The sequence below is a fragment of the Bradyrhizobium sp. BR13661 genome (assembly GCF_029892425.1).
Classification (GTDB): domain Bacteria; phylum Pseudomonadota; class Alphaproteobacteria; order Rhizobiales; family Xanthobacteraceae; genus Bradyrhizobium.
In genome coordinates this window covers 236,805-262,145 of record NZ_JARXWB010000004.1, presented here as the reverse complement: position 1 = coordinate 262,145, position 25,341 = coordinate 236,805, and the positions used below count along the sequence as shown (strand labels likewise).

Here is a 25,341-nt window from a genome sequence, read left to right as displayed (position 1 = left end):
TTTTGCGCACCGCCCCGGAACGAGAGCAGTTACGCGCTCAGCGCCTGCTCCAGGTCCGCGATCAGGTCTTCCTTGTCCTCGATGCCGACCGAGAGCCGCACCACGTCGGGGCCGGCGCCGGACTTCACCTTGGCCGCGTCGTCGAGCTGACTGTGCGTGGTCGAGGCCGGGTGAATGACGAGCGAGCGGGTGTCGCCGACATTGGCGAGGTGCGAGAACAGCTGCAGCTTCGACACCAAATTGACGCCGGCGTCATAGCCGCCCTTCAGGCTGAAGGTGAACACGGCACCCGCGCCCTTCGGCGCATATTTGCGCGCGAGCTGGTTGTACCTGTCACTGGCAAGGCCCGCATAGCTTACCGAGGCCACCGCGGGATGGCCGGCGAGGAATTCGGCGACCGCCTTGGCGTTGTCGCAGTGCTTCTGCATGCGCAGCGGCAGCGTCTCGATGCCGGTGAGGATCATGAAGGCATTGAACGGCGACAGCGCCGGTCCGAGGTCGCGCAGGCCCAGCACACGGCAGGCGATCGCAAAAGCGAAATTGCCAAAGGTCTCCTGGAGCCGGATGCCGTGATATTCCGGCCGCGGCTCCGACAGCATCGGATATTTGCCGCCGGTCGACCAATCGAAGGTGCCGGCGTCGACGATGATGCCGCCGAGCGAATTGCCGTGACCGCCGAGGAACTTCGTCAGCGAGTGCACCACGATGTCGGCACCGTGGTCGATCGGACGGATCAGATAGGGCGATGCCAGGGTATTGTCGACGATCAGCGGCACGCCGGCCTTGCTCGCTACCGTCGAGATCGCCTCGATGTCGGTGATGCTGCCGGCGGGATTGGCAATGGACTCGATGAAGATCGCCTTCGTGCGCGGCGTCACCGCGCGCTCGAAGCTTGCGACGTCATCGGGATCGGCCCACACCACGTTCCAGCCAAAACTCTTGAACGCATGCGTGAACTGGTTGATCGAGCCGCCATAGAGTTTTCGGGCGGCGATGAACTCGTCGCCGGGCTGCAGCAATTGCTGCAGCACCACGACCTGTGCCGCATGGCCAGAGGCCACCGCAAGCGCGGCGGTGCCGCCTTCAAGCGCGGCGACGCGCTCTTCCAGCACCGCGTTGGTCGGGTTGCCGATGCGGGTATAAATGTTGCCGAACGCCTGCAGGCCGAACAGCGAGGCGGCGTGGTCGGCATCGTTGAAGACGAAGGATGTCGTTTGATAAATCGGAGTCGCGCGCGCACCGGTGGTTGGATCGGGCTGTGCACCGGCATGCACGGCGAGGGTCGAAAATCCCGGAAGGCGATCGCTCATTGAGGCGTCCTGTTCTTGTGGTCTGAAATCGCGCGGCATGCTGATCGGCGCCGTGCCCGGCGTCAAGCTGCGGCTTCACATCGTAACGGTCATGCTACCGATTGACGCGTCCGCGAAACAAATCCTTCGCAAATGCGTCAGCTTTGCTCGCTCTTGTTTTTGGCTGCGCGATTGGAGGCTGCGGTGTCGCCGCCGCCGACACTCATCCGATCGAGGGATAGACGCATGCCCTGCGTCGGCGCCGGTGCGCGCTTGGAGCTGAGCGTGCGCGAGTTGACGCCCATCCAGGAGATTTCGGACGATAACCGGCCATATTCGATCTTCGGGCAGCGGTTCATCACGACCTTGATACCGGCTGCCTCGGCCTTTTCCGCAGCCGCATCGTCACGCGCGCCAAGCTGCATCCAGATCACCTTCGGCAACGGATCGAGCAGGAGGGCTTCCTCGACGACGGGCATGATGTGGCTGGAGTTGCGGAAAATGTCGATCATGTCGACGGGACGTCCGATGTCGCGCAGCGAGGCGACGAAGGGCTTGCCGAGCAGGTCCTTGCCGACATGGCCGGGATTGACCGGGATCATGTCGTAGCCGCGCTGCGCCAGATATTTGAACGCGAAGTAGCTCGGCCGCACATTGACCGGCGAGGCGCCGACCATCGCGATCGACTTCACGCTGTTGAGGATGCCGCGGATGTAATTGTCGGGATAGGCGTCGTGATTCATGTGATCCTTCATTCGTCATTCCGGGGCGATGCGAAGCATCGAACCCGGAATCTCGAGATTCCGGGTCGGCTCTTCGAGCCGCCCGGAATGACGGTGTGACAACTACTCATCCCGCCATGTCGGCGTGCGCTTCTCGATGAAGGCGCCGATGCCTTCCTCGGCGTCGCGGGCCATCATGTTCTCGGTCATCACCTCTGCCGCATAGCGATAGGCATCGGCAAGGCTCATCTCGGCCTGGCGGTAGAACGCCTCCTTGCCGAGCTTGACCGTGTAGGCCGATTTGAGCGCGACCTGTTGCGCCAGCGCAATCGCGGAGTCGCGTTCGGTACCGGCGGGGACCACGCGATTGACGAGGCCGATCTCGCGGGCGCGCGCGGCCGGGACCGGCTCGCCCGTCAGCAGCATCTCCATCGCCTGCTTGCGTGGCACGTTGCGCGACAGCGCCACCATTGGCGTCGAGCAGAAAAGGCCGATGTCGACACCGGGCGTGGCGAAACTCGCCGTATCAGATGCAATCGCAAGATCGCAGCTCGCGACGAGCTGGCAGCCGGCCGCGGTCGCGATGCCCTGGACGGCTGCGACCACGGGCTTGGGCAGATGCACGATCGCCTGCATCATCGCGCTGCAGGCATTCATGGTCTCGGCGAAGAAGGCGCGGCCGCGATCGGGGTCGGCACGGCGCGCGGTCAGTTCCTTCATGTCGTGCCCGGCCGAGAAGGCGGGACCATTGGCCGCGATCACGACGCCGCGGACGGCGTTGTCGTTGCCGATGTCATCGAGCTCGGCGTGCAGGGTCGCGATCATCGCCGTCGACAGGCTGTTGCGCGCCGCCGGCCGGTTGAGGGTCAGGACCGCGATGGGGCCGACTATTTCGCGCAGCAGAATTGGCTGATGCGGGGAGGGGGCGCGGGCGGCCTGGGTGGACATTGCGGCGTTTCCGGTTGGATTATTGCGATTGGATGATGCAGATAGCCTAATGTAACAGGGGACGTGAAGCGAGGGTGGGGAACGGCATGGCGACAGCGAAAATGAGCGTGGCGGAGCTCGAGCAGTTTCTCCGCGACGAATTTCCCCAGGCCTTCAGCGGCGACGACATCACGATCGAGAGCGCGGATGGCCAGACCTGCCTTCTGCGCCAGCACTATAGCGAACGGATGCTGCGACCGGGTGGAACCGTGTCCGGTCCGACGCTGATGGCACTCGCCGATTTCGCCATGTACGTGGTGCTGCTGTCGGCGATCGGGCCGATCGGGCTCGCGGTGACCACCAATCTCAACATCAACTTCCTGCGCAAGGGCCAGCCGGGGCAGGACGTGCTGGCGGAGGCCCGGCTGCTCAAGCTTGGCAAGCGCCTTGCGGTTGGGGAGGTGAACCTGTTGTCCGGGACTTCACCCGATCCCATTGCCCATGTCACTTCGACCTATTCCATTCCAAATGTTTGAGCTTTTCGCAGGTAATATCGCACCATAATTTTAAGTTATTGATTTTGCTTTATTAATTTCATTCGCCGGGCATTGACCGTCGCGCGTCTCTTCTCTAGAAACCCGCCCAGTCCGGTGCGGTGTTCGCGCCGATATCTCCCGTCCACGGAAACTCCGATATGAAAACCTTTTCGGCAAAGCCGGCTGAGGTGACGAAGAAGTGGGTGCTGATCGACGCCAAGGGTCTGGTCGTCGGCCGTCTCGCCACCATCGTCGCCATGCGTCTGCGCGGCAAGCACCTCCCGACCTACACCCCGCACGTTGATTGCGGCGACAACGTCATCATCATCAACGCCCAGCATGCGGTCCTCACCGGCCGCAAGCGCGAGCAGAAAACCTACTACAAGCACACCGGTTACGTCGGCCACGTCAAGGAGCGCACTGCGCGCCAGATCCTCGAGGGCAAGCATCCCGAGCGCGTGCTCGAGAAGGCCGTCGAGCGCATGATCCCGCGTGGTCCGCTCGGTCGCGTCCAGATGGGTAACCTCCGTGTTTACGGCGGCGCCGATCATCCGCACGAGGCCCAGACGCCCGAGAAGATCGACATCGCGAAGTTGAACCGCAAGAACACGAGGGCCGCATAACATGGCCGAATCCATCCAGTCGCTCGACCAGCTCTCGCAGCTCAAGACCGCAGCGGCGCCCGATGCGCCCAAGCACGAGAAGAAGGTCGACAAGTTCAACCGCGCCTACGCCACCGGCAAGCGCAAGGACGCGGTCGCCCGCGTCTGGATCAAGCCGGGCGCCGGCAAGGTCACCGTCAACTCGCGTGAGGTCGAGGTCTATTTCGCCCGTCCGGTGCTGCGCATGATGATCGAGCAGCCGTTCTCGGTGGCCGCCCGTTCCGGCCAGTACGACGTGATCTGCACCGTCGCCGGCGGCGGTCTGTCCGGTCAGGCTGGCGCCGTGCGTCACGGCATCTCCAAGGCTCTGACCTACTTCGAGCCCGAGCTGCGCAGCGTGCTCAAGAAGGGCGGCTTCCTGACCCGCGACTCCCGCGTGGTCGAGCGCAAGAAGTACGGCAAGGCCAAGGCCCGCCGGTCCTTCCAGTTCTCGAAGCGTTAATCGCTTCGGTCACATTCGCCGCGAAAGCGGCTTCAATGAGATGCAAAAAGGCGCTGATTTCAGCGCCTTTTTTGTTGTTCGTTTGTGCGCAAATTGAACGCGTGTTTCCCGAAAACTTGGGGCCGCGTGAAAACCTGAATGGAACTCGCCGGACATAGCGTCGCATCTGGAAGGGCGCGCAAATCGGATGTGCCGATCGCGTAACTGCTATGTTTAGAAGGGGGCCGACATGATGTCGCTCGATAGCATCACGCTCTATTTGGTCGCCACGATGATCGCCGCTTTGCTCGGCGCCATGATGGTGTTTTTCGGCAAGCAGGAGAACAGCCCCGCGCTGAAATGGTGGGGCACCGCCTATCTGCTCGGCGCGGCTTCCGTCGCGCTGTGGACCGCGACCGGCGACAAGCTCGGCCAGCATCTTTACCTCGCGCTCAATGCCGTCGGCTTCGTCGCCTGCGGCATGGTGTGGAACGCGGCGCGCGTCTTCCACGGCCGCAAGCCGAACTGGCCGGGTCTCGTGCTCGGCGCGCTCGCCTGGGTCGCGGCCGCGACGCTGCTCGATCCCACAGCGTCGATGCTGCGCATGCTCATCGGCGCCGGCATCGTCTCGATCTATGCGGCGCTGACCGCGAGCGAGCTCTGGGTCGAACGGCGCAAGAGCCTGCAACGGCGCTGGCCCGCTTTCGTCGTGCCTGTCATGCACGGCTGTGTGCTGATGCTGCCGATCCTGCTCGGCAGCTTCCTGCGTCCGAACGATTCCGGCTTCTCCGGGAGCGTCTGGGTCACCGTATTCGCGGTCGAGCTCGTGCTCTACGCCGTCGGCACCGTGTTCGTGATCTTCATGCTGGTGTCCGAGCGCACCGTCACCGCGCATCGCACCGCTGCGTCGACCGATCCCTTGACCGGCATGCTCAACCGCCGCGGCTTCTCGGAAGCCTGCGCGCGGATGATCGAGCGCGAGGCCAAGGGTGGCCGCCCGGTCACGGTGATGATCTTCGACATCGACCATTTCAAGTCGATCAACGACCGCTTCGGCCATCCCGCCGGCGACGAAATGCTGAAATTGTTCTCGGCCGTGGTCGTCAACAATCTCCGCATCTCGGACCTTTCGGGTCGCATCGGCGGTGAGGAATTTGCGGCACTTCTGCCCTGCGCGCTGGAGGAAGGCGTGCTGGTCGCCGAGCGCGTGCGCGAGGCCTTCGAGACGTCAGGCGTGGTGGTCGATGGTGGTGCGGTCGACACCACCGTCAGCATTGGCGTTGCGGGCGGCCCCGCCGGCACCGAGCTCGAGGTGCTGCTCGCCTCGGCCGACACGGCGCTCTACCAGGCCAAGCGCGGCGGCCGAAACCGCGTCGAGGCGGCGGAGGAGCTGCCGCTATCGCTGGAGAACTGGCGCCGCCAGAGCGCCGCGCGGATCGGTGTACCAAAGACGCAGCCGGCGACCGCCTGAGATGGATTGTGTTTGCGGTAATCGTCTGTTTACCATTCGGTTCCTACCATTGCGGTCATGGAATCGATCCGTCGACAGAACCCGCAAGCTGCCCTGATGTCGCTCGAAGCCGCAGCGAGCTCGGCACGCGGTGGTTTCGCCTGTCTGTTCTCGACTGCGGACGAATACGAGACGGCGCTCATCGCCGAGCGTCGCGCACAGGGGCGCTACACGCAGGCCCGCAGCTTCTGGCCGGTCGCATTGTTCATCGGTTGCACGATGATCGTCCTCGGCACCGCGCTGCTATTTGCCTGAGAGCGGCGCATTTTCGGCCGGGCAGGGCGCCGTTTCGGCGCCTTTTTCTTTGGCCCCGGCTGCGGTAGATACGGCCACCAAACAAAAGGGGTGGAAACGATGATCACCGAGATCGCGCAAATCGACGTCAAGCCGGGCAGCGAGAAGGATTTTGAGGCCGCCGTCGCCAGGGCCAAGGCCGCCTTCGGCCGCTCCAAGGGCTTTCACGGTTTTGAGCTGCACAAGTCGATCGAGAAGCCGCAGCGCTACCGGCTGATGGTCAAGTGGGCCACGCTGGAGAACCACACCGTCGATTTCCGCGGCTCCGAGAATTTTACCGAATGGCGCGGCCTCGTCGGCCAGTACTTTGCCTCGCCGCCCGAGGTCGAGCACACCGAGACCGTGCTGACGACCTGATCGAGGTCACTCCGCCTCTGTTGTTTGAGCATGATCTTCGCGCAAATGCGTTCCGCTGATGTCGCGAGGGAAAACCACTGCGCACTTTGCGCTAACGCGGCCCTTCGGGTCCGGATCATGCTGCCAGGGGCGGCGCCTCATACGTCTTGAAGTGGTCGATCATGACCTTGGCGATGGCGACGAGGGGCAGCGCCAGCGCGAGGCCCCAGATTCCGAAGACGACGCCGAGCAGGATCTGGAACGCGAACAGCGTCCCCGGCGGGATGTCCAGCGCCTGGCGCTGGAGGAGCGGCGTCAGCACATAGCTCTCCATCGCATGCACGCCGAGGAACAGGATCAGTGCCGATAGCGCCGGGATCCAGCCCGAGGCGAGGCTCGCCAGCACCACGACGACGCCGGCGATGATGGCGCCGACGGTCGGGATGAAGGCGAGCAGCCCGGCCTGGATCCCCAGGATGAACGAGCCGGGGATGCCGATGATGGCAAGCCCGATCCAGGTGACGAGGCCGACCGCGATCATCACGATCATCTGGGCGATCAGCCAGCGCTCCAGCGTCTCGCCGATGCGGTCGACGATCAGGGTGGCACGGATGCGATGCCTGGCCGGAGTGAGGAACAGCAGGCCGTCGTGATAGACGCCGGGTTGCGCTGCGAAGGCGAGCCCGAGAAACAACACGATGAAAATGTTGCCGACGGCGCTGATCGCGCCGAACAGCAGCTTGAAGGTCTGACTGACGATCGCTCCACCGCTGGAGGCAAGTGCGCCCGCGCCCGGCAACGGTCCGCGCGAATTCTGGTTCGGCGCCGGCGACGCCGCCGCATCGGCCGGGGACGCAGCGGAGGTGGCATTGCCGAGGTCGAAGACGCTGGTGTCGATGCCGTGGCTCTCGAGGTACGATCTCACATGCGAGATCTGCGACTTGATGGTGGTGCTGAGCAGCGAAGCCTGCTGCGCAATGGTCGCGCCGCCGAGATAGGCGACGCCGGAGAGCATGACCGCCAGGGCGACGCAGACGATTGCCAGCCGCAGGGTATGCGGTAAGCGGACATGGCGGCCGAGCGCATTGGCGAGCGCGTTGAGGCCGACGCCGAGCAGCATGCCGGTGAAGATCAGCAACAGGGTGGTCGCAAAGTACCAGGTGAAGACCAGCATTGCGGTGAACAGCACGACGGCGATGCCGCCAAGCGCGATCGCCCAGGCGAGATCGGTGCGGGTTTGGGGCTGTTCATCTCTGGAGACGGTCACATCAGGTCCTTTTCCGAGCGGGCGGCACGCACTCTTTCGTGAAATCTGACCGGGGATCAAGCCGGGCCGTACGCCCGAAGACCGCGGCGGCAGCCATAAGCCAACGCCGCGGACCCTGCCGGGGGCCCCGACGTCTGGGATTTGCGCGAAAATAGCATTGCCGTCCCGCGATCCCTTCTGTTGAATTTGTTCCATCCGGGAGGCATGTTTGGGAATCTTTTTCGGCGGGAGGTCGGAACGGAAGATGAGAAAGCCGGTCGTCGGCGTGATCGGGAACGCCCATCGCGTCGAAAATCGATTTCAGGTCCAGATGGTCGGCGAGCGCAATCTGCGCGCGGTGGCCGAGGTTTCCGGCGGCTTGCCGATGATGTTCGCGGGCTCCCCTGATATCACCGACATCGCCGCATTGCTCGATGCCGTCGACGGCATCGTGCTGACGGGTGCCCGCGCCAACGTGCATCCGACCCGCTTCAACGTCGACCCTTGCGAGAAGCACGAGCCCTACGACATCCACCGCGACGAGGTCGCGCTGGCGCTTTCGGTCGCCTGCGTCTCGCGTGGTATCCCGCTGTTCGGCATCTGTCGGGGTCTGCAGGAGATGAACGTCGCCTTCGGCGGCTCGCTGCACCCCGAGATCCGCGAAATTCCCGGCCGCATGAACCACCGCATGCCCAGGCTCGAGAATGGCGAGATCCATCCCGATCCGACCGTCGTGTTCGCCGACCGTCACGACGTCGACCTCACGCCGGGCGGTGCCTTTGCGAAGCTCCTCGGCTGCGAGAAGATCCGGGTCAATTCGCTGCACGGGCAGGGCATCCTCGATCCCGGCAAACGCGTCCTGATCGAGGGCACCGCCGAGGACGGCACCATCGAGGCGATCCGCATCGCGGAGGCTCCAACCTTCGCACTCGGAGTGCAATGGCACGCCGAATACGACCCGCAACGCAACCCGATCAATCGCAAGCTGTTCGAGGCGTTTGGCGAGGCGATGGTGGCGAAGCAGAAGGCGGTGGCTTAGGCGGCTGCGCGGCGGTGAATGGCATCCCGATGATCCGCCACACGACCATCGCTGCTCTTGTCCTGTTCGCAACTCCTGCGCTCGCCCAAACCACGCCGCTGTCGGATGGACCGGTCACCTGTTCATCGCCGGTTTCGGCCGGCGATTCCGCAAAGAGCCTGATGCAGCGCTACGGCCAGGAAGCTGTGATGGAGGACAATCTCTCCACAGGCGTGGAGGACATCACCTACCGGGGACTTGTCCTGTTGCCGCGTAGCGTGGACTGGCGCATCGAGGTGGCCTTTGCGGACGAGACGATGAGCCGCGTCGCGCGCCTCACCTTGCGCAATTCCGCGAAGGCGAGCCACTGGAATGTGGCCGGTGTGACCATCGGCTCGACATTGGCCGAGGTGCAGAAGATCAACGGCAAACCGTTTCTCGTTCACGGATTTGACTCGGATTTCAGCGGCTTCGTCGTGAGTTGGAAGGGCGGAAAGCTCGATGGGAAGTTGCCGGGTGGCTGTCGCGTAGGCGTGCGTTTCGGCAAGGACAACAATTCCGCGCCAGATTTGTCAGCGGAGAGGATACCCTCTGACAATGGCAAGCTGCTCAAATGGGGGCCAGTCGTCGAGCAGATCGAGGTGAGCTTTTCGGACAAGTGAGCAAGCGACGAACTGCGCTCGCAATATCTCTGACGCAGTAAACCAATCAGCAAGAATTGCTGCGCGGTGATTTTTGCGATTCCGATTCGTTCCTTGAGAACGAAGTGGAGTCAGATGCAGAACGAAAGTTGATGGCTCAAACAAAAAGGCGCCCCGAAGGGCGCCTTTCGCATGTGGTGATCGATCGAGCCACTTAGCCCGAATAGTACATCTCGAACTCGACCGGATGCGGGGTCATTTCGAAGCGGGCGACTTCGGTCATCTTCAGCTCGATGTAGGCGTCGATGAAGTCGTCGTCGAACACGCCGCCGGCCTTGAGGAAGCCGCGGTCCTTGTCGAGGTTCTCGAGCGCCTCGCGGAGCGAACCGCACACGGTCGGGATCTGCTTCAGCTCTTCCTTCGGCAAATCGTAGAGGTCCTTGTCCATCGCCGGACCCGGATCGATCTTGTTCTTGATGCCGTCGAGGCCGGCCATCAGCATCGCGGCGAAGCCGAGATAGGGATTGGCCATCGGATCGGGGAAGCGCACCTCGACACGCTTGGCCTTCGGCGAAGCGGTATAGGGGATGCGGCAGGAGGCCGAGCGGTTGCGCGCGGAATAGGCGAGCAGCACGGGGGCCTCATAGCCCGGGACCAGACGCTTGTAGGAGTTGGTCGACGGGTTGGTAAAGGCGTTGATCGCCTTGGCGTGCTTGATGATGCCGCCGATATAGTGGAGGCAGGTCTCCGACAGGTCGGCATATTTGTTGCCGGCGAACACCGGCTTGCCGTCCTTCCAGATCGACTGGTGCACGTGCATGCCCGAGCCGTTGTCGCCGTAGACCGGCTTCGGCATGAAGGTGGCGGTCTTGCCGTAGATGTGCGCGACCTGGTGGATGCAGTATTTGTAGATCTGCATGTGGTCGGCCATCAGCGTCAGCGTGTCGAACTTCATGCCGAGCTCGTGCTGGGCGGAAGCGACTTCGTGATGGTGCTTCTCGACCTTGACGCCCATCTTGGCCATGGCGCCGAGCATTTCGGAGCGCATGTCCTGCACCGAGTCCTGCGGGGGCACCGGGAAGTAGCCGCCCTTGGTGCGGATGCGGTGGCCGAGATTGCCGCCTTCATATTCGGTGTCGGAGTTGATCGGCAGCTCCGAGGAGTCGAGCCGGAAGCCGGTGTTGTATGGATTGGCCGAATAGCGCACGTCGTCGAACACGAAGAATTCGGCTTCGGGACCGACGAACACGCTGTCGCCCACGCCCATCGACTTCACCATGGCTTCCGCCTTTTTGGCGATGCCGCGGGGGTCGCGGTTGTAGGGCTCGCCGGTGGTCGGCTCGAGCACGTCGCAGGTGATGACCATGGTGGTCTCGGCGAAGAACGGGTCGATCGTCGCGGTCACCGGATCGGGCATCAGGCACATGTCGGACTCGTTGATCGCCTTCCAGCCGGCGATCGAGGAGCCGTCGAACATCGTTCCTTCGGCGAATACGTCCTCGTCGATCATGCTGACGTCGAACGTCACGTGCTGCCACTTGCCGCGCGGATCGGTGAAGCGCAGGTCGACGTACTTAACGTCGTTGTCCTTGATTGCTTTCAGGACGTCTTTGGCGGTCTTCATGCATACCCCTTTTGGCTCTGCGGGTCGGTTTCCAGGTGAGCAGATTCGTTCTCGCTTTCGGCGAGTTTTGCGCAACCGCACAAACGAAATCAGGCCGCCGAAGCAGCCTTTTTTCTTTCAGAGTGTCGCAAAATGCGGGATAGCACCCGGCTCAGATAGCGTCCAGCCCGGATTCGCCGGTTCGGATGCGGATCGCCTCTTCGATATTGGAGACGAAAATCTTGCCGTCGCCGATGCGCCCGGTTTGCGCGGCACGGCGGATCGCGTCGATCGCGCGTTCCACCAGGTCGTCGCCGATCACGATCTCGATCTTCACCTTGGGCAGGAAGTCGACGATGTATTCTGCGCCGCGGTAAAGCTCGGCGTGACCCTTCTGGCGACCAAAACCCTTCGCCTCGGTCACGGTGATGCCCTGCAGGCCAACTTCCTGAAGCGCTTCCTTCACCTCGTCGAGCTTGAACGGCTTGATGATGGCTTCGATTTTCTTCACTGCGCGCCTCCCGGCCTTTCGATCAATTAGCAACGTCTTCGTCAGGATGCGCTTGTCTCACGCACGAGTTTTGTCGTCGGCATGCCGGGACCTGACCAGCCCGGCAACAACGGCCGGCCACACCCAGATAAAGCCAGTGAGCACGACGAACCGAAGCGGCTTCCTCGAAAGCAGGGTCTATGCCAAGTTGCAAAGGCTCTGATTATTGGAGCGTTATCAGCCTATTAACGAGCATCTCTGATGGTGGAGCCAACTGGCACAAAATAGCGAAGACTACGGAATAGGCAAACAGTTCAATCTCTGTGCAGATCAAGGTTTGATGTTTCGAAGCGGCACAGGAAATGCCTGTTGAAAAGGCGTTTGGACCAGGGAAGTGGCATGGAAGTTCTGACCAACGCCGAAATGCAGCGGGCCGACCAGCTCTCGATCGCGGCCGGCACGCCCGGCTTCAAGCTGATGCTGAGCGCGGGGCAGGCGGTGGCGGAAGCCGCGGGCGCGCTGGTCGAGCAGGGGGCGATCCTGATCGTCGCGGGCCCCGGCAACAACGGCGGTGACGGTTTTGTCGCAGCCGCCGAGCTCGCCGCGCAAGGGCGCGAGGTCTCGGTCATCCTGATGTGCGAGCGCGATCAGCTGCAGGGCGATGCGGCTTCGGCCGCGCGCGGCTGGAAGCATCCGGTGCTGCCGTTCAATCCGCAGGCGATCGGCAAGCCGGCGCTGATCATCGATGCGCTGTTCGGCGCGGGTCTCAGCCGGCCCGTCGACGGCGAGGCGCGCGCGATGATCGAGGCGATCAACGCCAACGGCGCGCCGGTGCTCGCCGTCGATTTGCCGAGCGGCATCAACGGCACCAGCGCGGCAATGCTCGGCGCGGCGGTGAACGCCACCGAAACCGTCACCTTCTTCCGCAAGAAGCCCGCGCATCTCTTGTTACCCGGCCGCATGCATTGCGGCCGGGTGCGCGTCGCCGATATCGGTATCGAGGCACAGGTGCTGGACGAGATCGCGCCGCAGATTTTCGAGAACGATCCGGATTTCTGGGGCGCTGCCTTCCCAGTGCCGCGCATCGACGGCCACAAATATGCGCGCGGCCATGTGCTGGCGGTGTCGGGCGATGCCGCCGCGACCGGTGCTGCACGGCTTGCCGCTCGTGGCGCCTTGCGCGCCGGCGCGGGCCTCGTGACGCTCGCAACGCCGCGCGATGCCCTCGTGATCAATGCGAGCGCACTGACGGCTGTGATGGTTCGCCCCGTCGACACCGTGGTCGAATTCGCCGAGCTGCTCGGCGACGTCAGATACAATACCTGCATGATCGGCCCCGGCGCCGGCGTCGGTGATCGCACCTGCGACATGGTTCATACCGTGATCGCGGCGCAGCGCCGTGTCGTGCTCGATGCGGATGCGCTGACGAGCTTTGCAGCGAATCCCGAGCGGCTGTTTGAATCGATCAAGTCCGCGCCCGACGCCAAGGTCGTGCTGACGCCACATGAGGGCGAGTTTCCGCGGCTGTTTTCCGACCTCAGCAACAAGACACCCGGGCGTTCGAAGCTCGAGCGCGTGCGCGCCGCGGCCGAACGTTCCGGTGCCATCGTGCTCTTGAAGGGCCCGGACACCACGATCGCCGCGCCGGACGGCCGGGCCACCATTGCCGCCAACGCGCCGCCCTGGCTCGCGACCGCCGGCGCCGGCGACGTGCTCGCCGGCATCATCGCAGGCCTTTTGGCCCAGGGCGTGCCGGCGTTCGAGGCTGCCAGCATCGGCGTGTGGATGCACGGCGAGGCGGCAAGCGAAGCAGGGCCGGGGCTGATTGCCGAAGATCTCACCGAGACGCTGCCGGCCGTGCACCGGCGGATCTATAGCGCGCTCGGGATCGAATATTGATGCTCAGGCAGCTTGAGCATACCGACATGGGCGCGGCGGCGCAGGTCCATCGGATCGCGTTCGATCACGCGATGCCATGGCTCGCCGGTCTGCACACGCCGGACGAGGACCGCTGGTTCTATCGCGAGCGCGTCTTTCCGACTTCTCATGTCTGGGGATGCTTCACTGGCGACGAGCTGAGCGGGATCATCGCATTCCGTGATGGTTGGATCGAGCAGCTCTATGTCCGTCCCACCGCGCATGGGCGCGGCATCGGCACCGAACTCCTCGACGTCGCGAAAGGCGCTAACAAGCGGCTCGAGCTCTGGACCTTCCAGCGCAACGCGCGGGCGCGGCGTTTTTACGAAGCGCGCGGCTTCGTGTTGGGAGAGGAAACGGACGGAACGCGGAACGAAGAGAAGGAACCCGATGCGCGGTACGTCTGGACGCGAGCGGGCCGCTGACTCACTCCACCCCGTACCACCGCACCAGTCGCGGCGCGGCCCAGTCGGTCGCGACGGATTCGATCAGCCAGCGTCCCGGCGATGTCGCGGCGAAGGCGATGCGTTCGGTCTGGCCGGGCTCGATGGCGAGCGTGTCGAGCCAGTAGGGCTTCCAGCCATCGTCGAGGCGGTCGAGCAGGCGGAAATGGTGGCCGTGAAGAGCGAAGACGGTGGTAACGGGAGCGGGGTTCTTCAGCGCCAGCACGATGGTGCGGCCGGCTTTGGTGCGGAAGGCGGGTAGGGAGGCTGTGGAAAAGCTTGCGGTCCGCGCCCAGCCGGTGTCGGGCGCGCCGAGCGCGACATCGAACCGCAGGGCTCCCTTGAGGTCGAGCTTTTCAGGCAGGTCGTTCGACGGAAGCGGTCGCGCCGGCTCCAACGGTGCGCTCCGCTCAAACCTGCCGGAGACCTTCAGGTTGCCGACCGTATGCGCCGCCTTTCCGTCATGCAGCAGGAATACAGCCGATTTGGTCGCATCGACGAAAGCGTCAGCCCTCGCACCGGGGGCCAGCACCAGGGCGCCATTGCGCGCCGGGAACGGCTCGGCAGGCTGGCCGTCCAAAGCCATCACCCGGACTTCGTGGCTTTCCAATTTGATTGCCAGAACAGAGCGTTGCGAGCCATTGATGAAGCGCAGCCGCAGCCGCTGATTGCCTGAGGCTGAGAGTTCGAATGAAGTGTGTCCGTTGATCGTATAGAGCGGGGTCGTGTCCTTCGGGTCCTGACCCGGGGGCACGGCGGCGCCATCCGGCCGCAGGTGCCATTCCTCGATGAGCAGGACCTCGTCACGATCGACGGCGATCGGGCTGGTCTCCGCAGCAATAATCGGAAGCGGCCGTGAGGGTTGCTTCAGTCCGCCTTCGAACAGCCGCAAGTCAATCAGCAGGGTTCCGGCGCTTGATATTGAAATCGTTGATGTTTCCGTGGCCCCTGGGGCTGTGGGCATGCGCCCGCGCTGGGGATCGGCGACGGCCGCGCCGTTGAGGCCGTACCAGGCCGGCGCCAGCGGTACGGGTAGGTCATTTCGAAACACCACTTCGCAGAGGTCGCCGCGCTTGAGACGGACACCCCTGGTATGGCTTGCGGCGGCAAGCTCCCAGATCGCCGTCGCTGACCGGCCTGGCCTCAGATCCAGGGTCGCTGGCTTGGCCTGAAGGAGGACCTGCGCGGTCGGGAGCGGGGCTGCGCCAGCCGTCATGAACCCGGCCGCCGAGGCGCCGAGGGAGGCACCCAGCCGGGCCAAAACCTGGCGCCGATCGAGGTCAAAAATCCGCGGTTTCATGGGGCTGATCCGGACCACGCCGCGCTGGATAAGTCCAGCCATCGAGCCTACTTGAAGGATGCCTCCATCAGGCCATTTTTTTGCTGCGAACAGTCGGGCACATGCTATAAGCCCGGCCGCCCGCGGCATCGCGGCCGGTCTAGATGCAAATTCACGCGGGCGTGGCGGAACTGGTAGACGCGCTGGATTTAGGTTCCAGTGACGAAAGTTGTGGGGGTTCGAGTCCCTCCGCCCGCACCAAGCGCTTATCGCGTTTGCACGGATTACTGAGGGGCCTTGGCTCCCACGCGGATGTTTTTCCGTTTGGGGCCGGGCTCGATGAACCCCCGGCGTTGAGGCGTTTTGCCTCGCGCTGGATCGATTAATGACAGCGTCCCGACGCGGATAGCGTGCCGGGACCGAACGAGAAGAAGATTGGACGCCATGCAGGTCACAGAAACCCTCTCGGAAGGTTTGAAGCGCGAGTTCAAGATCAGCGTTCCCGCGTCTGATCTCGACGCCAAGGCTGGCGCCAAGCTCGTCGACCTCAAGGACAAGGTGCGCCTTAACGGCTTCCGTCCCGGCAAGGTGCCGGTCACGCATCTCAAGAAGGTCTATGGCCGTTCGGTGATGGCCGAAACCATCGACCAGACCATCCGCGACACCAACACCCAGCTGTTCTCCGAGCGCGGCTTCAAGCTCGCGACCGAGCCGAAGATCACGATGCCGACCGAGCAGGCCGAGGTCGAGGAGCTTCTCACCGGCAAGACCGATCTGACCTACACGGTCGCGATCGAAGTGGTGCCCGCCATCGCACTTGCCGACTTCAAGACCTTCCAGGTCGAGAAGCCCGTCGCTGACGTGTCCGATTCGGATGTCGACGAGGCGATCAAGCGCATCGCCGACAGCAACCGCGGCTATGCCGACAAGGGTGAGGGCGCCAAGGCCGCTTCCGGCGACCGCGTCACCATCAACTTCAAGGGCACCATCAACGGCGAAGCCTTCGAGGGCGGCACCGGCGAGGGCATCCAGGTCGCAATCGGATCCAACACCTTCATCCCGGGCTTCGAGGAGCAGCTGATCGGCATCGGCGCGAACGAGACGCGCACGCTGAAAGTGTCGTTCCCCAAGAACTACATGAGCGAGAAGCTCGCCGGCCAGCCGGCCGAGTTCGAGACCACCGCGACGCTGATCGAGGCGCCGCAGGATCTCACCGTCGACGACGAGTTCGCCAAGACGCTCGGCCTGGAATCGCTGGACAAGCTGAAGGAAGCCGCGCGCGAGCGCCTGGTTGCCGAGTACGCCGGTGCGACGCGCCAGCGCGTCAAGCGTGCGCTGCTCGACCGTCTCGACGAGGCGCACCGCTTCGAAGCGCCGCCCTCGCTCGTCGACGAGGAGTTCAACCTGATGTGGAACTCGGTCAAGGCCGAGATGGATTCCGCCGGCAAGACCTTTGCCGACGAGGACACCACCGAGGACAAGGCGAAGGAAGAGTATCGCAAGATCGCCGACCGCCGCGTGCGTCTCGGCCTCGTGCTCTCCGAGATCGGCGAGAAGAACAAGATCACAGTGACCGACGACGAGGTCGGCCGTGCCGTGATCGAGCGTGCCCGCCAGATGCCCGGCCGCGAGAAGGAAGTCTGGGACTTCTATCGCAACAACGCCCAGGCGCTGGCCCAGCTTCGTGCGCCGATCTATGAGGACAAGGTGGTCGACTTCATCCTCGAGCTCGCCAGCGTGACCGAGAAGAAGGTCTCGCGCGAGGACCTCTACAAGGACGAGGAAGAAAAGACTGCAGCCTGAAGGCTTTGAAACAGTCTTCTATTAAGGATGATCAGCGAACAGGCCCAGCTAGCCAGATGGCCGGCTGGGCCTTTTTGCGAGAATCAGCTTCAAGTGCCAAAGGGGACCAGGTCGATTAAGCCTTAATTCGCTCCGCACTTGTCTGGCGCGAATTGGGCTATATCTGTCGGTACCTACGCGTTCTACCTCTACCAACTTCCTGCATCACGGGACGTCCATCGGCCTTCCGGCACATCCAGTCCGACTGGCAGCCAAGAAACTGCAGATCAAGACTGGCGATGTCCGCCTCTAAAAACCCTGGGTGACTCATGCGCGATCCGGTTGAAACCTACATGAACCTCGTGCCCATGGTGGTCGAGCAGACCAACCGTGGCGAGCGCGCCTACGACATTTTCTCGCGCCTCTTGAAAGAGCGCATCATCTTCGTGACCGGACCGGTCGAGGACGGCATGTCGACGCTGATCGTCGCGCAGCTCCTGTTCCTTGAGGCCGACAATCCGAAGAAGGAAATCTCGATGTACATCAACTCGCCGGGCGGCGTGGTGACGTCGGGTCTGGCGATCTACGACACCATGCAGTTCATCCGTCCGGCGGTCTCGACGCTGTGCACCGGGCAGGCGGCCTCGATGGGCTCGCTCTTGCTCGCCGCCGGCGAAAAGGACATGCGCTTCTCGCTGCCGAATTCGCGCATCATGGTGCACCAGCCCTCCGGCGGCTTCCAGGGCCAGGCGACCGACATCATGCTGCATGCGCAGGAGATCCTGAACCTGAAGAAGCGGCTCAACGAGATCTACGTGAAGCACACCGGCCAGACCTACAAGGCGATCGAGGATGCGCTGGAACGCGACAAGTTCCTCACCGCGACCGACGCCAAGGAATTCGGACTGGTCGACAGGGTCATCGACAAGCGCGCCGAAGAGCCGGCTGCAGCGAAGACCCCGTAGCACTACCGGGACCGCAACAGCGATCCCCGGATTGAGCGGGGATCGTCAGCACGGCGTTCACGTTGGGAACGCGTTCGCAAGGGCGCAAAAAACCATTTTGCGCCCTGCGACAAGCAGAAAGTTCCGCTTTCGTGCTCGTTTTTTCGTGGTAATCCAGCAACGTCGGGGTGATTTCGGTCACTTCGCCCGTGCCAAGACCTGAAATCACGGTATTGTAACGGGTAGCCGGCGTCCCCCGATTAGCGAATTCTTGATAGTCGGGTGACAGCATGGTTCGCTACGAGTGATCCGCTATGATTGTGGAGAATCGAGTGACCGTGATTCGCACGGGAAGTAACGCGTAGGGTCTTTTTTGGTACGGAATTTGCTCTATTTGAATCCCTTGCCCGCCAACGTTTCGGGATGGGACGATCGAGCGGACGGGATCGAACCGCGGACGGAGACATGAATGAGTAAGGTCGGCACGAGCGACTCCAAGAACACGCTATATTGCTCGTTCTGCGGCAAGAGCCAGCACGAAGTCCGCAAATTGATCGCGGGTCCCACGGTCTTTATCTGCGACGAGTGCGTCGAGCTCTGCATGGACATCATCCGCGAGGAGAACAAGTCCTCGCTGGTGAAGTCGCGCGACGGCATTCCTACGCCGAAGGAAATCTGCAAGGTGCTGGACGACTACGTGATCGGCCAGAACCATGCGAAGAAGGTCCTGTCGGTTGCGGTCCACAACCACTACAAGCGCCTCAACCACCAGACCAAGCACAACGACGTCGAGCTCGCGAAGTCGAACATCCTGCTGATCGGTCCGACCGGTTCGGGCAAGACGCTGCTCGCGCAGACGCTCGCCCGCATCCTGGACGTGCCGTTCACGATGGCGGATGCGACCACGCTGACCGAGGCCGGCTATGTCGGTGAGGACGTCGAGAACATCATCCTGAAGCTGCTCCAGGCCGCCGACTACAATGTCGAACGCGCCCAGCGCGGCATCGTCTATATCGACGAGATCGACAAGATCAGTCGCAAGTCCGACAATCCCTCGATCACGCGTGACGTGTCGGGTGAGGGCGTGCAGCAGGCGCTGTTGAAGATCATGGAAGGCACGGTGGCTTCGGTCCCGCCGCAGGGCGGCCGCAAGCATCCGCAGCAGGAATTCCTGCAGGTGGATACCACCAACATCCTGTTCATCTGCGGCGGTGCGTTCGCCGGCCTCGAGAAGATCATCTCGGCGCGTGGTCGGTCGACCTCGATTGGTTTTGCGGCCCAGGTGATGGCGCCGGAAGATCGCCGTACCGGCGAGATCTTCCGCCACGTCGAGCCTGAGGATCTCTTGAAGTACGGCCTGATCCCGGAATTCGTCGGTCGTCTGCCTGTCGTGGCGACGCTCGAGGATCTGGACGAGGCCTCGCTGAAGAAGATCCTCACCGAGCCGAAGAACGCGCTGGTGAAACAGTACCAGCGGCTGTTCGAAATGGAGAACATCGAGCTGACCTTCGCCGACGAGGCGCTTGGCGCGGTTGCCCGCAAGGCGATCGAGCGCAAGACCGGCGCGCGTGGTCTGCGTTCGATCCTCGAAGCGATCCTGCTCGAGACCATGTTCGACCTGCCGGGCTTGGAAGGTGTGGAAGAAGTCGTGATTTCCCGCGAAGTTGTGGAAGGCACGGCGCGTCCGCTCTACATCTACGCCGATCGCTCCGATCGCGCGGTCGAGAACGCCAGCGCCTAAATTGCGGCGCTGGAACGCTCCAAACGTCTTTCATGGTAGCGGCTGCGGAATGCTTTTCCGCAGCCGACGTTGCGTCGCTTACAGCTGTGCGTAAGCGCCTGATGGCGCGTGCTTTTCAATGACTTGACACCCCCCGGGTCGATAGCCACCTAATGTCGATGGCGAGCGAGAATTCTGTTCAAGATTCGCCTCAGTTCCGATCCGGCAAGCCCGGTCCAACCTTCGAAGGGTAGACCGGTTTTGTGGATCACGTCGGCACCTTGTGGCGGTTGCGCATGAGAGACGCGGACTGCGTGCGAGGGGGCAAAGCAAAAGGAAAAGGCCATGACTAATCCAAAACCCCGGCCAACCATCGTCCATGGCGAGACGCACGCTTATCCCGTGTTGCCGCTGCGCGATATCGTCGTCTTCCCGCACATGATCGTTCCGCTCTTCGTCGGTCGCGAGAAGTCGATCCGCGCGCTCGAAGAGGTGATGAAGAACGATGCGCTGATCATGCTCGCGACGCAGAAGAATGCGTCCGATGATGATCCGGCGCCCGATGCCATTTACGAGACCGGTACGCTTGCAAGCGTGCTGCAGCTCTTGAAGCTTCCCGATGGCACCGTGAAGGTGCTGGTCGAAGGGCTCGAGCGTGCGCGCGTGCAGAAGTACACCGATCGCGCCGACTATTATGAAGCCACCGCAGTTGCGCTCGCCGACACCGATGCGAAGTCGGTCGAGGCCGAAGCCTTGGCGCGTTCGGTCGTGTCCGACTTCGAGAGCTATGTGAAGCTCAACAAGAAGATCTCGGCCGAGGTGGTCGGCGTCGTGCAGGCGATCACTGATTTTGCCAAGCTCGCCGACACCGTCGCCTCGCATCTCGCTGTCAAGATCGCGGATCGGCAGGGAATTCTGGAGACGCTGTCCGTCACCACGCGCCTCGAGAAGGTGCTGGGCCTGATGGAGAGCGAGATCTCGGTGCTGCAGGTCGAGAAGCGCATTCGCTCGCGCGTCAAGCGTCAGATGGAGAAGACCCAGCGCGAGTATTATCTCAACGAGCAGATGAAGGCGATCCAGAAGGAGCTCGGCGACGACGACGGTCGCGACGAGCTCGCCGATCTCGAAGAGAAGATTGCCAAGACCAAGCTCTCCAAGGAAGCGCGTGAGAAGGCGCAGCATGAATTGAAGAAGCTGCGCCAGATGTCGCCGATGTCCGCGGAAGCGACCGTCGTGCGCAACTATCTGGATTGGCTGCTGTCGATTCCGTGGAACAAGAAGTCCAAGGTGAAGAAGGATCTGGAAGCAGCCCAGGCTGTTCTGGATGCGGATCACTATGGACTGGAGAAGGTCAAGGACCGCATCGTCGAGTATCTCGCGGTGCAGTCGCGCGCCAACAAGCTGACGGGCCCGATCCTGTGCCTCGTCGGTCCGCCCGGCGTCGGCAAGACCTCGCTCGGCAAGTCAATCGCGAAGGCGACGGGGCGTGAGTTCGTGCGCGTGTCGCTCGGCGGCGTGCGCGACGAGGCCGAGATCCGCGGTCACCGCCGCACCTATATCGGCTCGATGCCCGGCAAGATCATCCAGTCGATGCGGAAGGCAAAGTCGTCCAATCCGCTGTTCCTGCTGGACGAGATCGACAAGATGGGCGCCGATTTCCGCGGTGATCCGTCCTCGGCCTTGCTCGAGGTTCTCGACCCCGAGCAGAACGGGACGTTTGCCGACCACTATCTGGAGGTCGATTACGATCTGTCGAACGTCATGTTCATCACGACCGCGAATACGCTCAATATTCCCGGCCCGCTGATGGACCGCATGGAGATCATCCGGATCGCGGGTTACACCGAGAACGAGAAGGTCGAGATCGCGCGCAAGCACCTGATCCCGAACGCGGTGTCCAAGCACGGCCTGGACTCCAAGGAATTCTCGATCGATGACGACGCGCTGCTGCTTCTGATCCGCCGCTACACCCGCGAAGCGGGCGTGCGTAACCTGGAGCGTGAGCTCTCCACACTCGCCCGCAAGGCGGTGAAGGAGCTGATGATCTCCAAGAAGAAGTCGGTCAAGGTCACCGAGAAGACTCTGGAAGAGCTGCTCGGCGTGCCGAAGTACCGCTTCGGCGAGATCGAGAGCGAGCCGCAGGTCGGCATCGTCACCGGCCTTGCCTGGACCGATGTCGGCGGCGAGCTGCTGACCATCGAAGGCGTCATGATGCCCGGCAAGGGCAAGATGACGGTCACGGGCAATTTGCGCGACGTGATGAAGGAATCGATCTCGGCGGCAGCGTCCTACGTCCGCTCGCGCGCGATCACCTACGGCATCGAGCCGCCGCTGTTCGACCGGCGCGACATCCACGTGCACGTGCCTGAGGGCGCGACGCCGAAGGATGGTCCGTCGGCGGGCGTGGCCATGGCCACCGCGATCATTTCGGTCATGACCGGCATCCCGGTCCGCCACGATGTCGCGATGACCGGCGAGATCACGCTGCGCGGCCGCGTGCTGCCGATCGGCGGCCTCAAGGAGAAGCTGCTGGCTGCGGCCCGCGGCGGCATCAAGACGGTGCTGATCCCCGAGGACAACGCCAAGGATCTCACGGAGATTTCCGATGCGATCAAGGGCGGCATGGAGATCATCCCGGTCTCGCGACTGGATGACGTCATCGCCAAGGCGCTGGTGAAGAAGCCCGTGCCGATCGTCTGGGAAGAGGACACCAAGGTGACCGTGAAGCCCGACGGCGACGAAGCCGCCGGCGGCCTGACCGCTCACTGAGATCGCAGCTTGGAAAGATGATAAAACGGCGCCTTCGGGCGCCGTTTTTGTTTTGTCGGAAGGGGACACGATGCAGGTCGACGGGCAATGCCATTGCGGCAAGATCACCTTCGAGGCCGAGGTCGATCCTGAGGCGGTCTCGGTCTGCCACTGCCGCGACTGCCAGGCCCTCACGGGCTCGCCGTTCCGGGTCACCGCGATCTGCACGGCGGCGGACGTCAAGCTCACGGCCGGCACGCCCAGGATCTACCGCAAGCGCGGCGACAATGGCCGCATGCGCTTCCAGCACTTCTGCGGCGACTGCGGTTCCCCGCTGTTCACCAGCGGCGAGGGCGACCAGGCCGACGATTGGGGCATCCGCTGGGGCTCGATCCGCCAGCGCGACAAATTGCGCCCGGTCCGGCAGATCTGGTGCCAATCGGCCGCCGTGTGGATCGACGCGGTCCCGCTGCTGCCGGGAAGGCCGGGGGATTGAGGGTGCGAGATCCCTCGTTCCAGACTTGCCCGCACGGGGCCGGTAGGGATAAAGAAGCGCCGTGGGGCGGTTAGCTCAGCTGGTTAGAGCATCTCGTTTACACCGAGAGGGTCCGCGGTTCGAATCCGTGACCGCCCACCAGCCTTCGCTCGCTTCGCGAGCTTCGGCTTGGCGAGCCAGCCTCACACGTCATTGGCGCGACGCGACGAAGGCTGCCGCGCCATAGCCGATCGGCGACGACGGGCGATATCGAGCGACAGAGGCCTTTATGCAGCAGCCCAGCGGACACGAGCAGAACGTCGACCAGATCGCCTATTGGAACGGCCCGAGCGGGCAGCGCTGGGCCGATCGTCATGCGGCGCAGGAGAGCCTGCTCGGGCCCATTGCCGACGTGCTGATCGACCGCGCGAGACCGAAGCCCGGCGAGCGCGTTCTTGACGTCGGCTGCGGCTCGGGCGCGACGACCTTTGCATTCGCGAAAGCCGTCGCACCTGATGGCTTTGCGCTCGGCCTCGATGTGTCCGATCCGATGCTGTCGCAGGCCCGCGCGTTTGCGCCCAAGGGGCTGCCGCTGGAGTTCGTGCTGGCGGATGCGACGGTGTATCCGTTCGAGCCTGATAGCTTTGATCTGCTCGCCTCGCGCTTCGGCGTGATGTTCTTTGCTGATCCGATTGCGTCCTTCACCAATCTTCGCCGTGCGCTGAAGCCGACGGGGCGCCTCGCTTTCGTCTGCTGGCGCGAGCCGAAGGACAATCCGTGGATGATGGCGCCGCTGATGGCGGTCTACAAACACGTGCCGAAGATGCCACCGGTCGGGCCGGAAGAGCCGGGCCCGTTTGCCTTCGCCTCGGAAGGGCGCGTGACGCGCATCCTGAAAGGGGCGGGCTTCGTGGACGTTGCGATGGAGCCGCATAATCTTCCGATGGACATCGCCATCGGTGGAGGCCTCGATGCCGCAGTCGGCGGCTCGCTCCAGATCGGTCCCGCCAGCCGCGCACTCCAGGGCCACCCGCCGGAGACGGTCACGGCCGCCAAAGCCTCGATCCGCGAGACGCTCGCGCCGTTCCTGAAAGGGCAGAGCGTGGCGCTGCAGGGCGCGATCTGGATCGTGACGGCGAAGGCGACCTAAACCACATCATCCGGCGCCAGCGCGCAGCCATTGTCCGGATGCGTCTCCACCTGCAGCGTTGTGTGGCCGATGCGGAATGATGTCTTCAGCTGCTGCGCAGTCTCCGTCAGGAACGCATCGACAGTGCCTCCAGGCATCACGAGATGGCATGTCAGCGCCGTCTCGGTGGTCGAGATCGGCCAGACATGGAGATCGTGGATCGCGGAGACGCCCGGCCGCGCCAGCAGGAACGCCTTGATGGCGACGAGGTCGGTGCCCTTCGGCGCTGCCGCCATCGACATGTCGATGGAGCCGCGCAGCAGGCTGGTGGTGCCCCACAAAATGCTGGCGCAGATGACGAGGCTGGTGAGGGGATCGAGCCAGAGCCAGCCGGTCCAGATGATCAGCGCCGCCGAGACCACAACGCCGAGCGAGACTGCGGCGTCGGCGGCCATGTGCAGATAGGCGCCCTCGATATTGATGTCGTCCTTGCGGCCGCTGGCGAACAGCGTGGCGGTAAAGCCGTTGACGAGGATGCCGACGCCGGCGACCACCATCACGGTGACGCCCGCGACCGGCTCGGGCTCGCGCAGGCGCAGGATCGCCTCCCAGCCGATCGCGCCTGTTGCGACCAGCAGGAACACGGCATTGGCGAGCGCCGCCAGAATGGTGGAGGCGCGGAAGCCATAGGTGAAGCGGCCGCTCGGCGCGCGCCGCGCGGCGATCGAGGCGCCCCAGGCCACGACCAGGCCGAGCACGTCGGACAGATTGTGGCCGGCATCGGCGAGCAGCGCGGTGGAATTGCCGAGATAGCCGTAGACCGCCTCGGCCACGACTAGCGCGGTATTAAGTGTGATGCCGATCGCAAATGCCTTGCCGAAATTGGCGGGCGCATGGACGTGGGCGTGACCATGACCGTGGGAATGATCGTGGTCGTGCCCATGATCATGCGCGTGGCCGTGGTCATGGTGGTGATGACCATGATGGTCGTGGTTGCCCAAACCTAGCGCTCCCCGGCGTCAGCCAAATCAGGCGCCATCTTAAGCGTTTCGTCTGCGCCGTCACGCCGGAATAGCACGTAGAGCGCCGGCAGCCGTTGAGCACGGCAACACCCGACAGTGCGATGAAGCCAACCCCGGCGCTGATTGACAGCGGATCACCGCAGCCTGCGGCTTCTCGTCGCGCAATCGATGAGATCGCGGAGCGATG

General features: G+C 63.4%; 24 protein-coding genes and 2 tRNA genes. 18 read left to right on the top strand and 8 right to left on the bottom strand.

All coding sequences use genetic code 11. The features are described from left to right. Nucleotides 1-29: 29 nt before the first annotated feature. From M2427_RS08890 to M2427_RS08880, 3 genes are all read right to left on the bottom strand, one after another. The gene (locus tag M2427_RS08890; protein WP_280705866.1) at nucleotides 30-1,310 is read right to left on the bottom strand and encodes an O-acetylhomoserine aminocarboxypropyltransferase; all 1,281 of its coding nucleotides are present in this window, start codon (nucleotides 1,308-1,310) and stop codon (nucleotides 30-32) included. 137 nt (nucleotides 1,311-1,447) lie between these two features. Then, complete coding sequence (locus M2427_RS08885; RefSeq protein WP_280706037.1) at nucleotides 1,448-2,032, bottom strand: CoA-binding protein; 585 nt, start codon at nucleotides 2,030-2,032, stop codon at nucleotides 1,448-1,450. A 102-nt stretch (nucleotides 2,033-2,134) separates the two neighbouring features. Then, a complete protein-coding gene (locus M2427_RS08880; protein ID WP_280705865.1) occupies nucleotides 2,135-2,959 on the bottom strand; it encodes an enoyl-CoA hydratase in 825 nt (274 codons plus the stop codon). A gap of 86 nt (nucleotides 2,960-3,045) precedes the next feature. Between M2427_RS08880 and M2427_RS08875 the strand changes: the two genes are divergently transcribed. From M2427_RS08875 to M2427_RS08850, 6 genes are all read left to right on the top strand, one after another. Next, on the top strand, nucleotides 3,046-3,474 hold the full coding sequence (locus M2427_RS08875; protein WP_280705864.1) for a PaaI family thioesterase: 429 nt from the start codon (nucleotides 3,046-3,048) through the stop codon (nucleotides 3,472-3,474). A gap of 158 nt (nucleotides 3,475-3,632) precedes the next feature. After that, complete coding sequence (rplM, locus tag M2427_RS08870) at nucleotides 3,633-4,097, top strand: 50S ribosomal protein L13 (RefSeq protein WP_008137961.1); 465 nt, start codon at nucleotides 3,633-3,635, stop codon at nucleotides 4,095-4,097. Between the two features lies 1 nt (nucleotide 4,098). After that, the gene (gene rpsI / locus M2427_RS08865; protein WP_008547917.1) at nucleotides 4,099-4,578 is read left to right on the top strand and encodes a 30S ribosomal protein S9; all 480 of its coding nucleotides are present in this window, start codon (nucleotides 4,099-4,101) and stop codon (nucleotides 4,576-4,578) included. Nucleotides 4,579-4,807: 229 nt separating this feature from the next. Then, on the top strand, nucleotides 4,808-6,028 hold the full coding sequence (locus M2427_RS08860; protein WP_280705863.1) for a GGDEF domain-containing protein: 1,221 nt from the start codon (nucleotides 4,808-4,810) through the stop codon (nucleotides 6,026-6,028). A 57-nt stretch (nucleotides 6,029-6,085) separates the two neighbouring features. After that, nucleotides 6,086-6,322, top strand: coding sequence for a hypothetical protein (locus M2427_RS08855; protein WP_280705862.1), 237 nt, complete (start codon nucleotides 6,086-6,088; stop codon nucleotides 6,320-6,322). Nucleotides 6,323-6,421: 99 nt separating this feature from the next. Next, nucleotides 6,422-6,718: an antibiotic biosynthesis monooxygenase gene (locus tag M2427_RS08850; protein ID WP_280705861.1), complete on the top strand. Its 297-nt coding sequence runs from the start codon at nucleotides 6,422-6,424 to the stop codon at nucleotides 6,716-6,718. Nucleotides 6,719-6,833: 115 nt separating this feature from the next. Here M2427_RS08850 and M2427_RS08845 read toward each other — a convergent pair whose 3' ends face one another. Next, nucleotides 6,834-7,964 (bottom strand): AI-2E family transporter, encoded by a 1,131-nt coding sequence (locus M2427_RS08845; protein WP_280705860.1) that lies wholly within the window; start codon nucleotides 7,962-7,964, stop codon nucleotides 6,834-6,836. Between the two features lie 244 nt (nucleotides 7,965-8,208). Here M2427_RS08845 and M2427_RS08840 point away from each other — a divergent pair, with 244 nt between their 5' ends. Continuing rightward, nucleotides 8,209-8,982 (top strand): gamma-glutamyl-gamma-aminobutyrate hydrolase family protein, encoded by a 774-nt coding sequence (locus M2427_RS08840; RefSeq protein WP_280705859.1) that lies wholly within the window; start codon nucleotides 8,209-8,211, stop codon nucleotides 8,980-8,982. Nucleotides 8,983-9,170: 188 nt separating this feature from the next. After that, the gene (locus M2427_RS08835) at nucleotides 9,171-9,623 is read left to right on the top strand and encodes a hypothetical protein (protein ID WP_348521918.1); all 453 of its coding nucleotides are present in this window, start codon (nucleotides 9,171-9,173) and stop codon (nucleotides 9,621-9,623) included. 193 nt (nucleotides 9,624-9,816) lie between these two features. Here the strand turns inward: M2427_RS08835 and glnA are convergent, their stop codons facing one another. Next, nucleotides 9,817-11,226 carry a type I glutamate--ammonia ligase gene (gene glnA / locus M2427_RS08830; protein ID WP_280705856.1) on the bottom strand — a complete coding sequence of 470 codons (1,410 nt, stop codon included), beginning with the start codon at nucleotides 11,224-11,226 and terminating at the stop codon, nucleotides 9,817-9,819. 151 nt (nucleotides 11,227-11,377) lie between these two features. Further along, nucleotides 11,378-11,716, bottom strand: coding sequence for a P-II family nitrogen regulator (locus tag M2427_RS08825; protein WP_007603495.1), 339 nt, complete (start codon nucleotides 11,714-11,716; stop codon nucleotides 11,378-11,380). Between the two features lie 378 nt (nucleotides 11,717-12,094). Between M2427_RS08825 and M2427_RS08820 the strand changes: the two genes are divergently transcribed. After that, complete coding sequence (locus M2427_RS08820; protein ID WP_280705855.1) at nucleotides 12,095-13,594, top strand: NAD(P)H-hydrate dehydratase; 1,500 nt, start codon at nucleotides 12,095-12,097, stop codon at nucleotides 13,592-13,594. After that, the gene (locus M2427_RS08815; protein WP_280705854.1) at nucleotides 13,594-14,037 is read left to right on the top strand and encodes a GNAT family N-acetyltransferase; all 444 of its coding nucleotides are present in this window, start codon (nucleotides 13,594-13,596) and stop codon (nucleotides 14,035-14,037) included. Before M2427_RS08820 ends, M2427_RS08815 begins: the two co-directional genes overlap by 1 nt. Before the next feature lies 1 nt (nucleotide 14,038). Here the strand turns inward: M2427_RS08815 and M2427_RS08810 are convergent, their stop codons facing one another. After that, on the bottom strand, nucleotides 14,039-15,355 hold the full coding sequence (locus M2427_RS08810; protein ID WP_280705853.1) for a multicopper oxidase domain-containing protein: 1,317 nt from the start codon (nucleotides 15,353-15,355) through the stop codon (nucleotides 14,039-14,041). 155 nt (nucleotides 15,356-15,510) lie between these two features. On the opposite strand from M2427_RS08810, the gene M2427_RS08805 reads away from it, so the two are divergent. From M2427_RS08805 to M2427_RS08770, 8 genes are all read left to right on the top strand, one after another. Further along, nucleotides 15,511-15,595: transfer RNA gene (locus tag M2427_RS08805), tRNA-Leu, on the top strand. A 183-nt stretch (nucleotides 15,596-15,778) separates the two neighbouring features. Continuing rightward, nucleotides 15,779-17,137, top strand: coding sequence for a trigger factor (gene tig, locus M2427_RS08800; RefSeq protein WP_280705852.1), 1,359 nt, complete (start codon nucleotides 15,779-15,781; stop codon nucleotides 17,135-17,137). A 308-nt stretch (nucleotides 17,138-17,445) separates the two neighbouring features. Continuing rightward, nucleotides 17,446-18,081: an ATP-dependent Clp protease proteolytic subunit gene (locus M2427_RS08795; RefSeq protein ID WP_280705851.1), complete on the top strand. Its 636-nt coding sequence runs from the start codon at nucleotides 17,446-17,448 to the stop codon at nucleotides 18,079-18,081. A gap of 448 nt (nucleotides 18,082-18,529) precedes the next feature. Continuing rightward, a complete protein-coding gene (clpX, locus tag M2427_RS08790) occupies nucleotides 18,530-19,801 on the top strand; it encodes an ATP-dependent Clp protease ATP-binding subunit ClpX (RefSeq protein WP_280705850.1) in 1,272 nt (423 codons plus the stop codon). 324 nt (nucleotides 19,802-20,125) lie between these two features. Then, on the top strand, nucleotides 20,126-22,549 hold the full coding sequence (lon, locus tag M2427_RS08785; protein ID WP_280705849.1) for an endopeptidase La: 2,424 nt from the start codon (nucleotides 20,126-20,128) through the stop codon (nucleotides 22,547-22,549). Nucleotides 22,550-22,619: 70 nt separating this feature from the next. Then, nucleotides 22,620-23,024, top strand: coding sequence for a GFA family protein (locus M2427_RS08780; RefSeq protein WP_280705848.1), 405 nt, complete (start codon nucleotides 22,620-22,622; stop codon nucleotides 23,022-23,024). Between the two features lie 64 nt (nucleotides 23,025-23,088). Then, a tRNA-Val gene (locus M2427_RS08775) sits at nucleotides 23,089-23,165 on the top strand. A gap of 127 nt (nucleotides 23,166-23,292) precedes the next feature. Then, entirely contained in the window at nucleotides 23,293-24,153 is an 861-nt protein-coding gene (locus M2427_RS08770; RefSeq protein WP_280705847.1) for a methyltransferase domain-containing protein, read from the top strand. Here the strand turns inward: M2427_RS08770 and M2427_RS08765 are convergent. Further along, complete coding sequence (locus M2427_RS08765; protein ID WP_280705845.1) at nucleotides 24,150-25,133, bottom strand: cation diffusion facilitator family transporter; 984 nt, start codon at nucleotides 25,131-25,133, stop codon at nucleotides 24,150-24,152. The genes M2427_RS08770 and M2427_RS08765 overlap by 4 nt on opposite strands. Between the last annotated feature and the right edge of the window lie 208 nt (nucleotides 25,134-25,341).

Bases quoted from the DNA above. Each gene is read 5' to 3' on its own strand.
- M2427_RS08860 (WP_280705863.1), top strand. From the start codon at position 4,808: ATGATGTCGCTCGATAGCATCACGCTCTATTTGGTCGCCACGATGATC.
- lon (WP_280705849.1), top strand. From the start codon at position 20,126: ATGACTAATCCAAAACCCCGGCCAACCATCGTCCATGGCGAGACGCAC.
- M2427_RS08875 (WP_280705864.1), top strand. From the start codon at position 3,046: ATGGCGACAGCGAAAATGAGCGTGGCGGAGCTCGAGCAGTTTCTCCGC.
- M2427_RS08885 (WP_280706037.1), bottom strand. From the start codon at position 2,032: ATGAATCACGACGCCTATCCCGACAATTACATCCGCGGCATCCTCAAC.
- M2427_RS08835 (WP_348521918.1), top strand. From the start codon at position 9,171: ATGGAGGACAATCTCTCCACAGGCGTGGAGGACATCACCTACCGGGGA.
- clpX (WP_280705850.1), top strand. From the start codon at position 18,530: ATGAGTAAGGTCGGCACGAGCGACTCCAAGAACACGCTATATTGCTCG.
- M2427_RS08820 (WP_280705855.1), top strand. From the start codon at position 12,095: ATGGAAGTTCTGACCAACGCCGAAATGCAGCGGGCCGACCAGCTCTCG.
- M2427_RS08815 (WP_280705854.1), top strand. From the start codon at position 13,594: ATGCTCAGGCAGCTTGAGCATACCGACATGGGCGCGGCGGCGCAGGTC.
- M2427_RS08890 (WP_280705866.1), bottom strand. From the start codon at position 1,310: ATGAGCGATCGCCTTCCGGGATTTTCGACCCTCGCCGTGCATGCCGGT.
- M2427_RS08880 (WP_280705865.1), bottom strand. From the start codon at position 2,959: ATGTCCACCCAGGCCGCCCGCGCCCCCTCCCCGCATCAGCCAATTCTG.
- M2427_RS08780 (WP_280705848.1), top strand. From the start codon at position 22,620: ATGCAGGTCGACGGGCAATGCCATTGCGGCAAGATCACCTTCGAGGCC.
- M2427_RS08795 (WP_280705851.1), top strand. From the start codon at position 17,446: ATGCGCGATCCGGTTGAAACCTACATGAACCTCGTGCCCATGGTGGTC.
- M2427_RS08810 (WP_280705853.1), bottom strand. From the start codon at position 15,355: ATGAAACCGCGGATTTTTGACCTCGATCGGCGCCAGGTTTTGGCCCGG.
- M2427_RS08840 (WP_280705859.1), top strand. From the start codon at position 8,209: ATGAGAAAGCCGGTCGTCGGCGTGATCGGGAACGCCCATCGCGTCGAA.
- glnA (WP_280705856.1), bottom strand. From the start codon at position 11,226: ATGAAGACCGCCAAAGACGTCCTGAAAGCAATCAAGGACAACGACGTT.
- M2427_RS08770 (WP_280705847.1), top strand. From the start codon at position 23,293: ATGCAGCAGCCCAGCGGACACGAGCAGAACGTCGACCAGATCGCCTAT.
- M2427_RS08855 (WP_280705862.1), top strand. From the start codon at position 6,086: ATGGAATCGATCCGTCGACAGAACCCGCAAGCTGCCCTGATGTCGCTC.
- M2427_RS08850 (WP_280705861.1), top strand. From the start codon at position 6,422: ATGATCACCGAGATCGCGCAAATCGACGTCAAGCCGGGCAGCGAGAAG.
- rplM (WP_008137961.1), top strand. From the start codon at position 3,633: ATGAAAACCTTTTCGGCAAAGCCGGCTGAGGTGACGAAGAAGTGGGTG.
- rpsI (WP_008547917.1), top strand. From the start codon at position 4,099: ATGGCCGAATCCATCCAGTCGCTCGACCAGCTCTCGCAGCTCAAGACC.
- tig (WP_280705852.1), top strand. From the start codon at position 15,779: ATGCAGGTCACAGAAACCCTCTCGGAAGGTTTGAAGCGCGAGTTCAAG.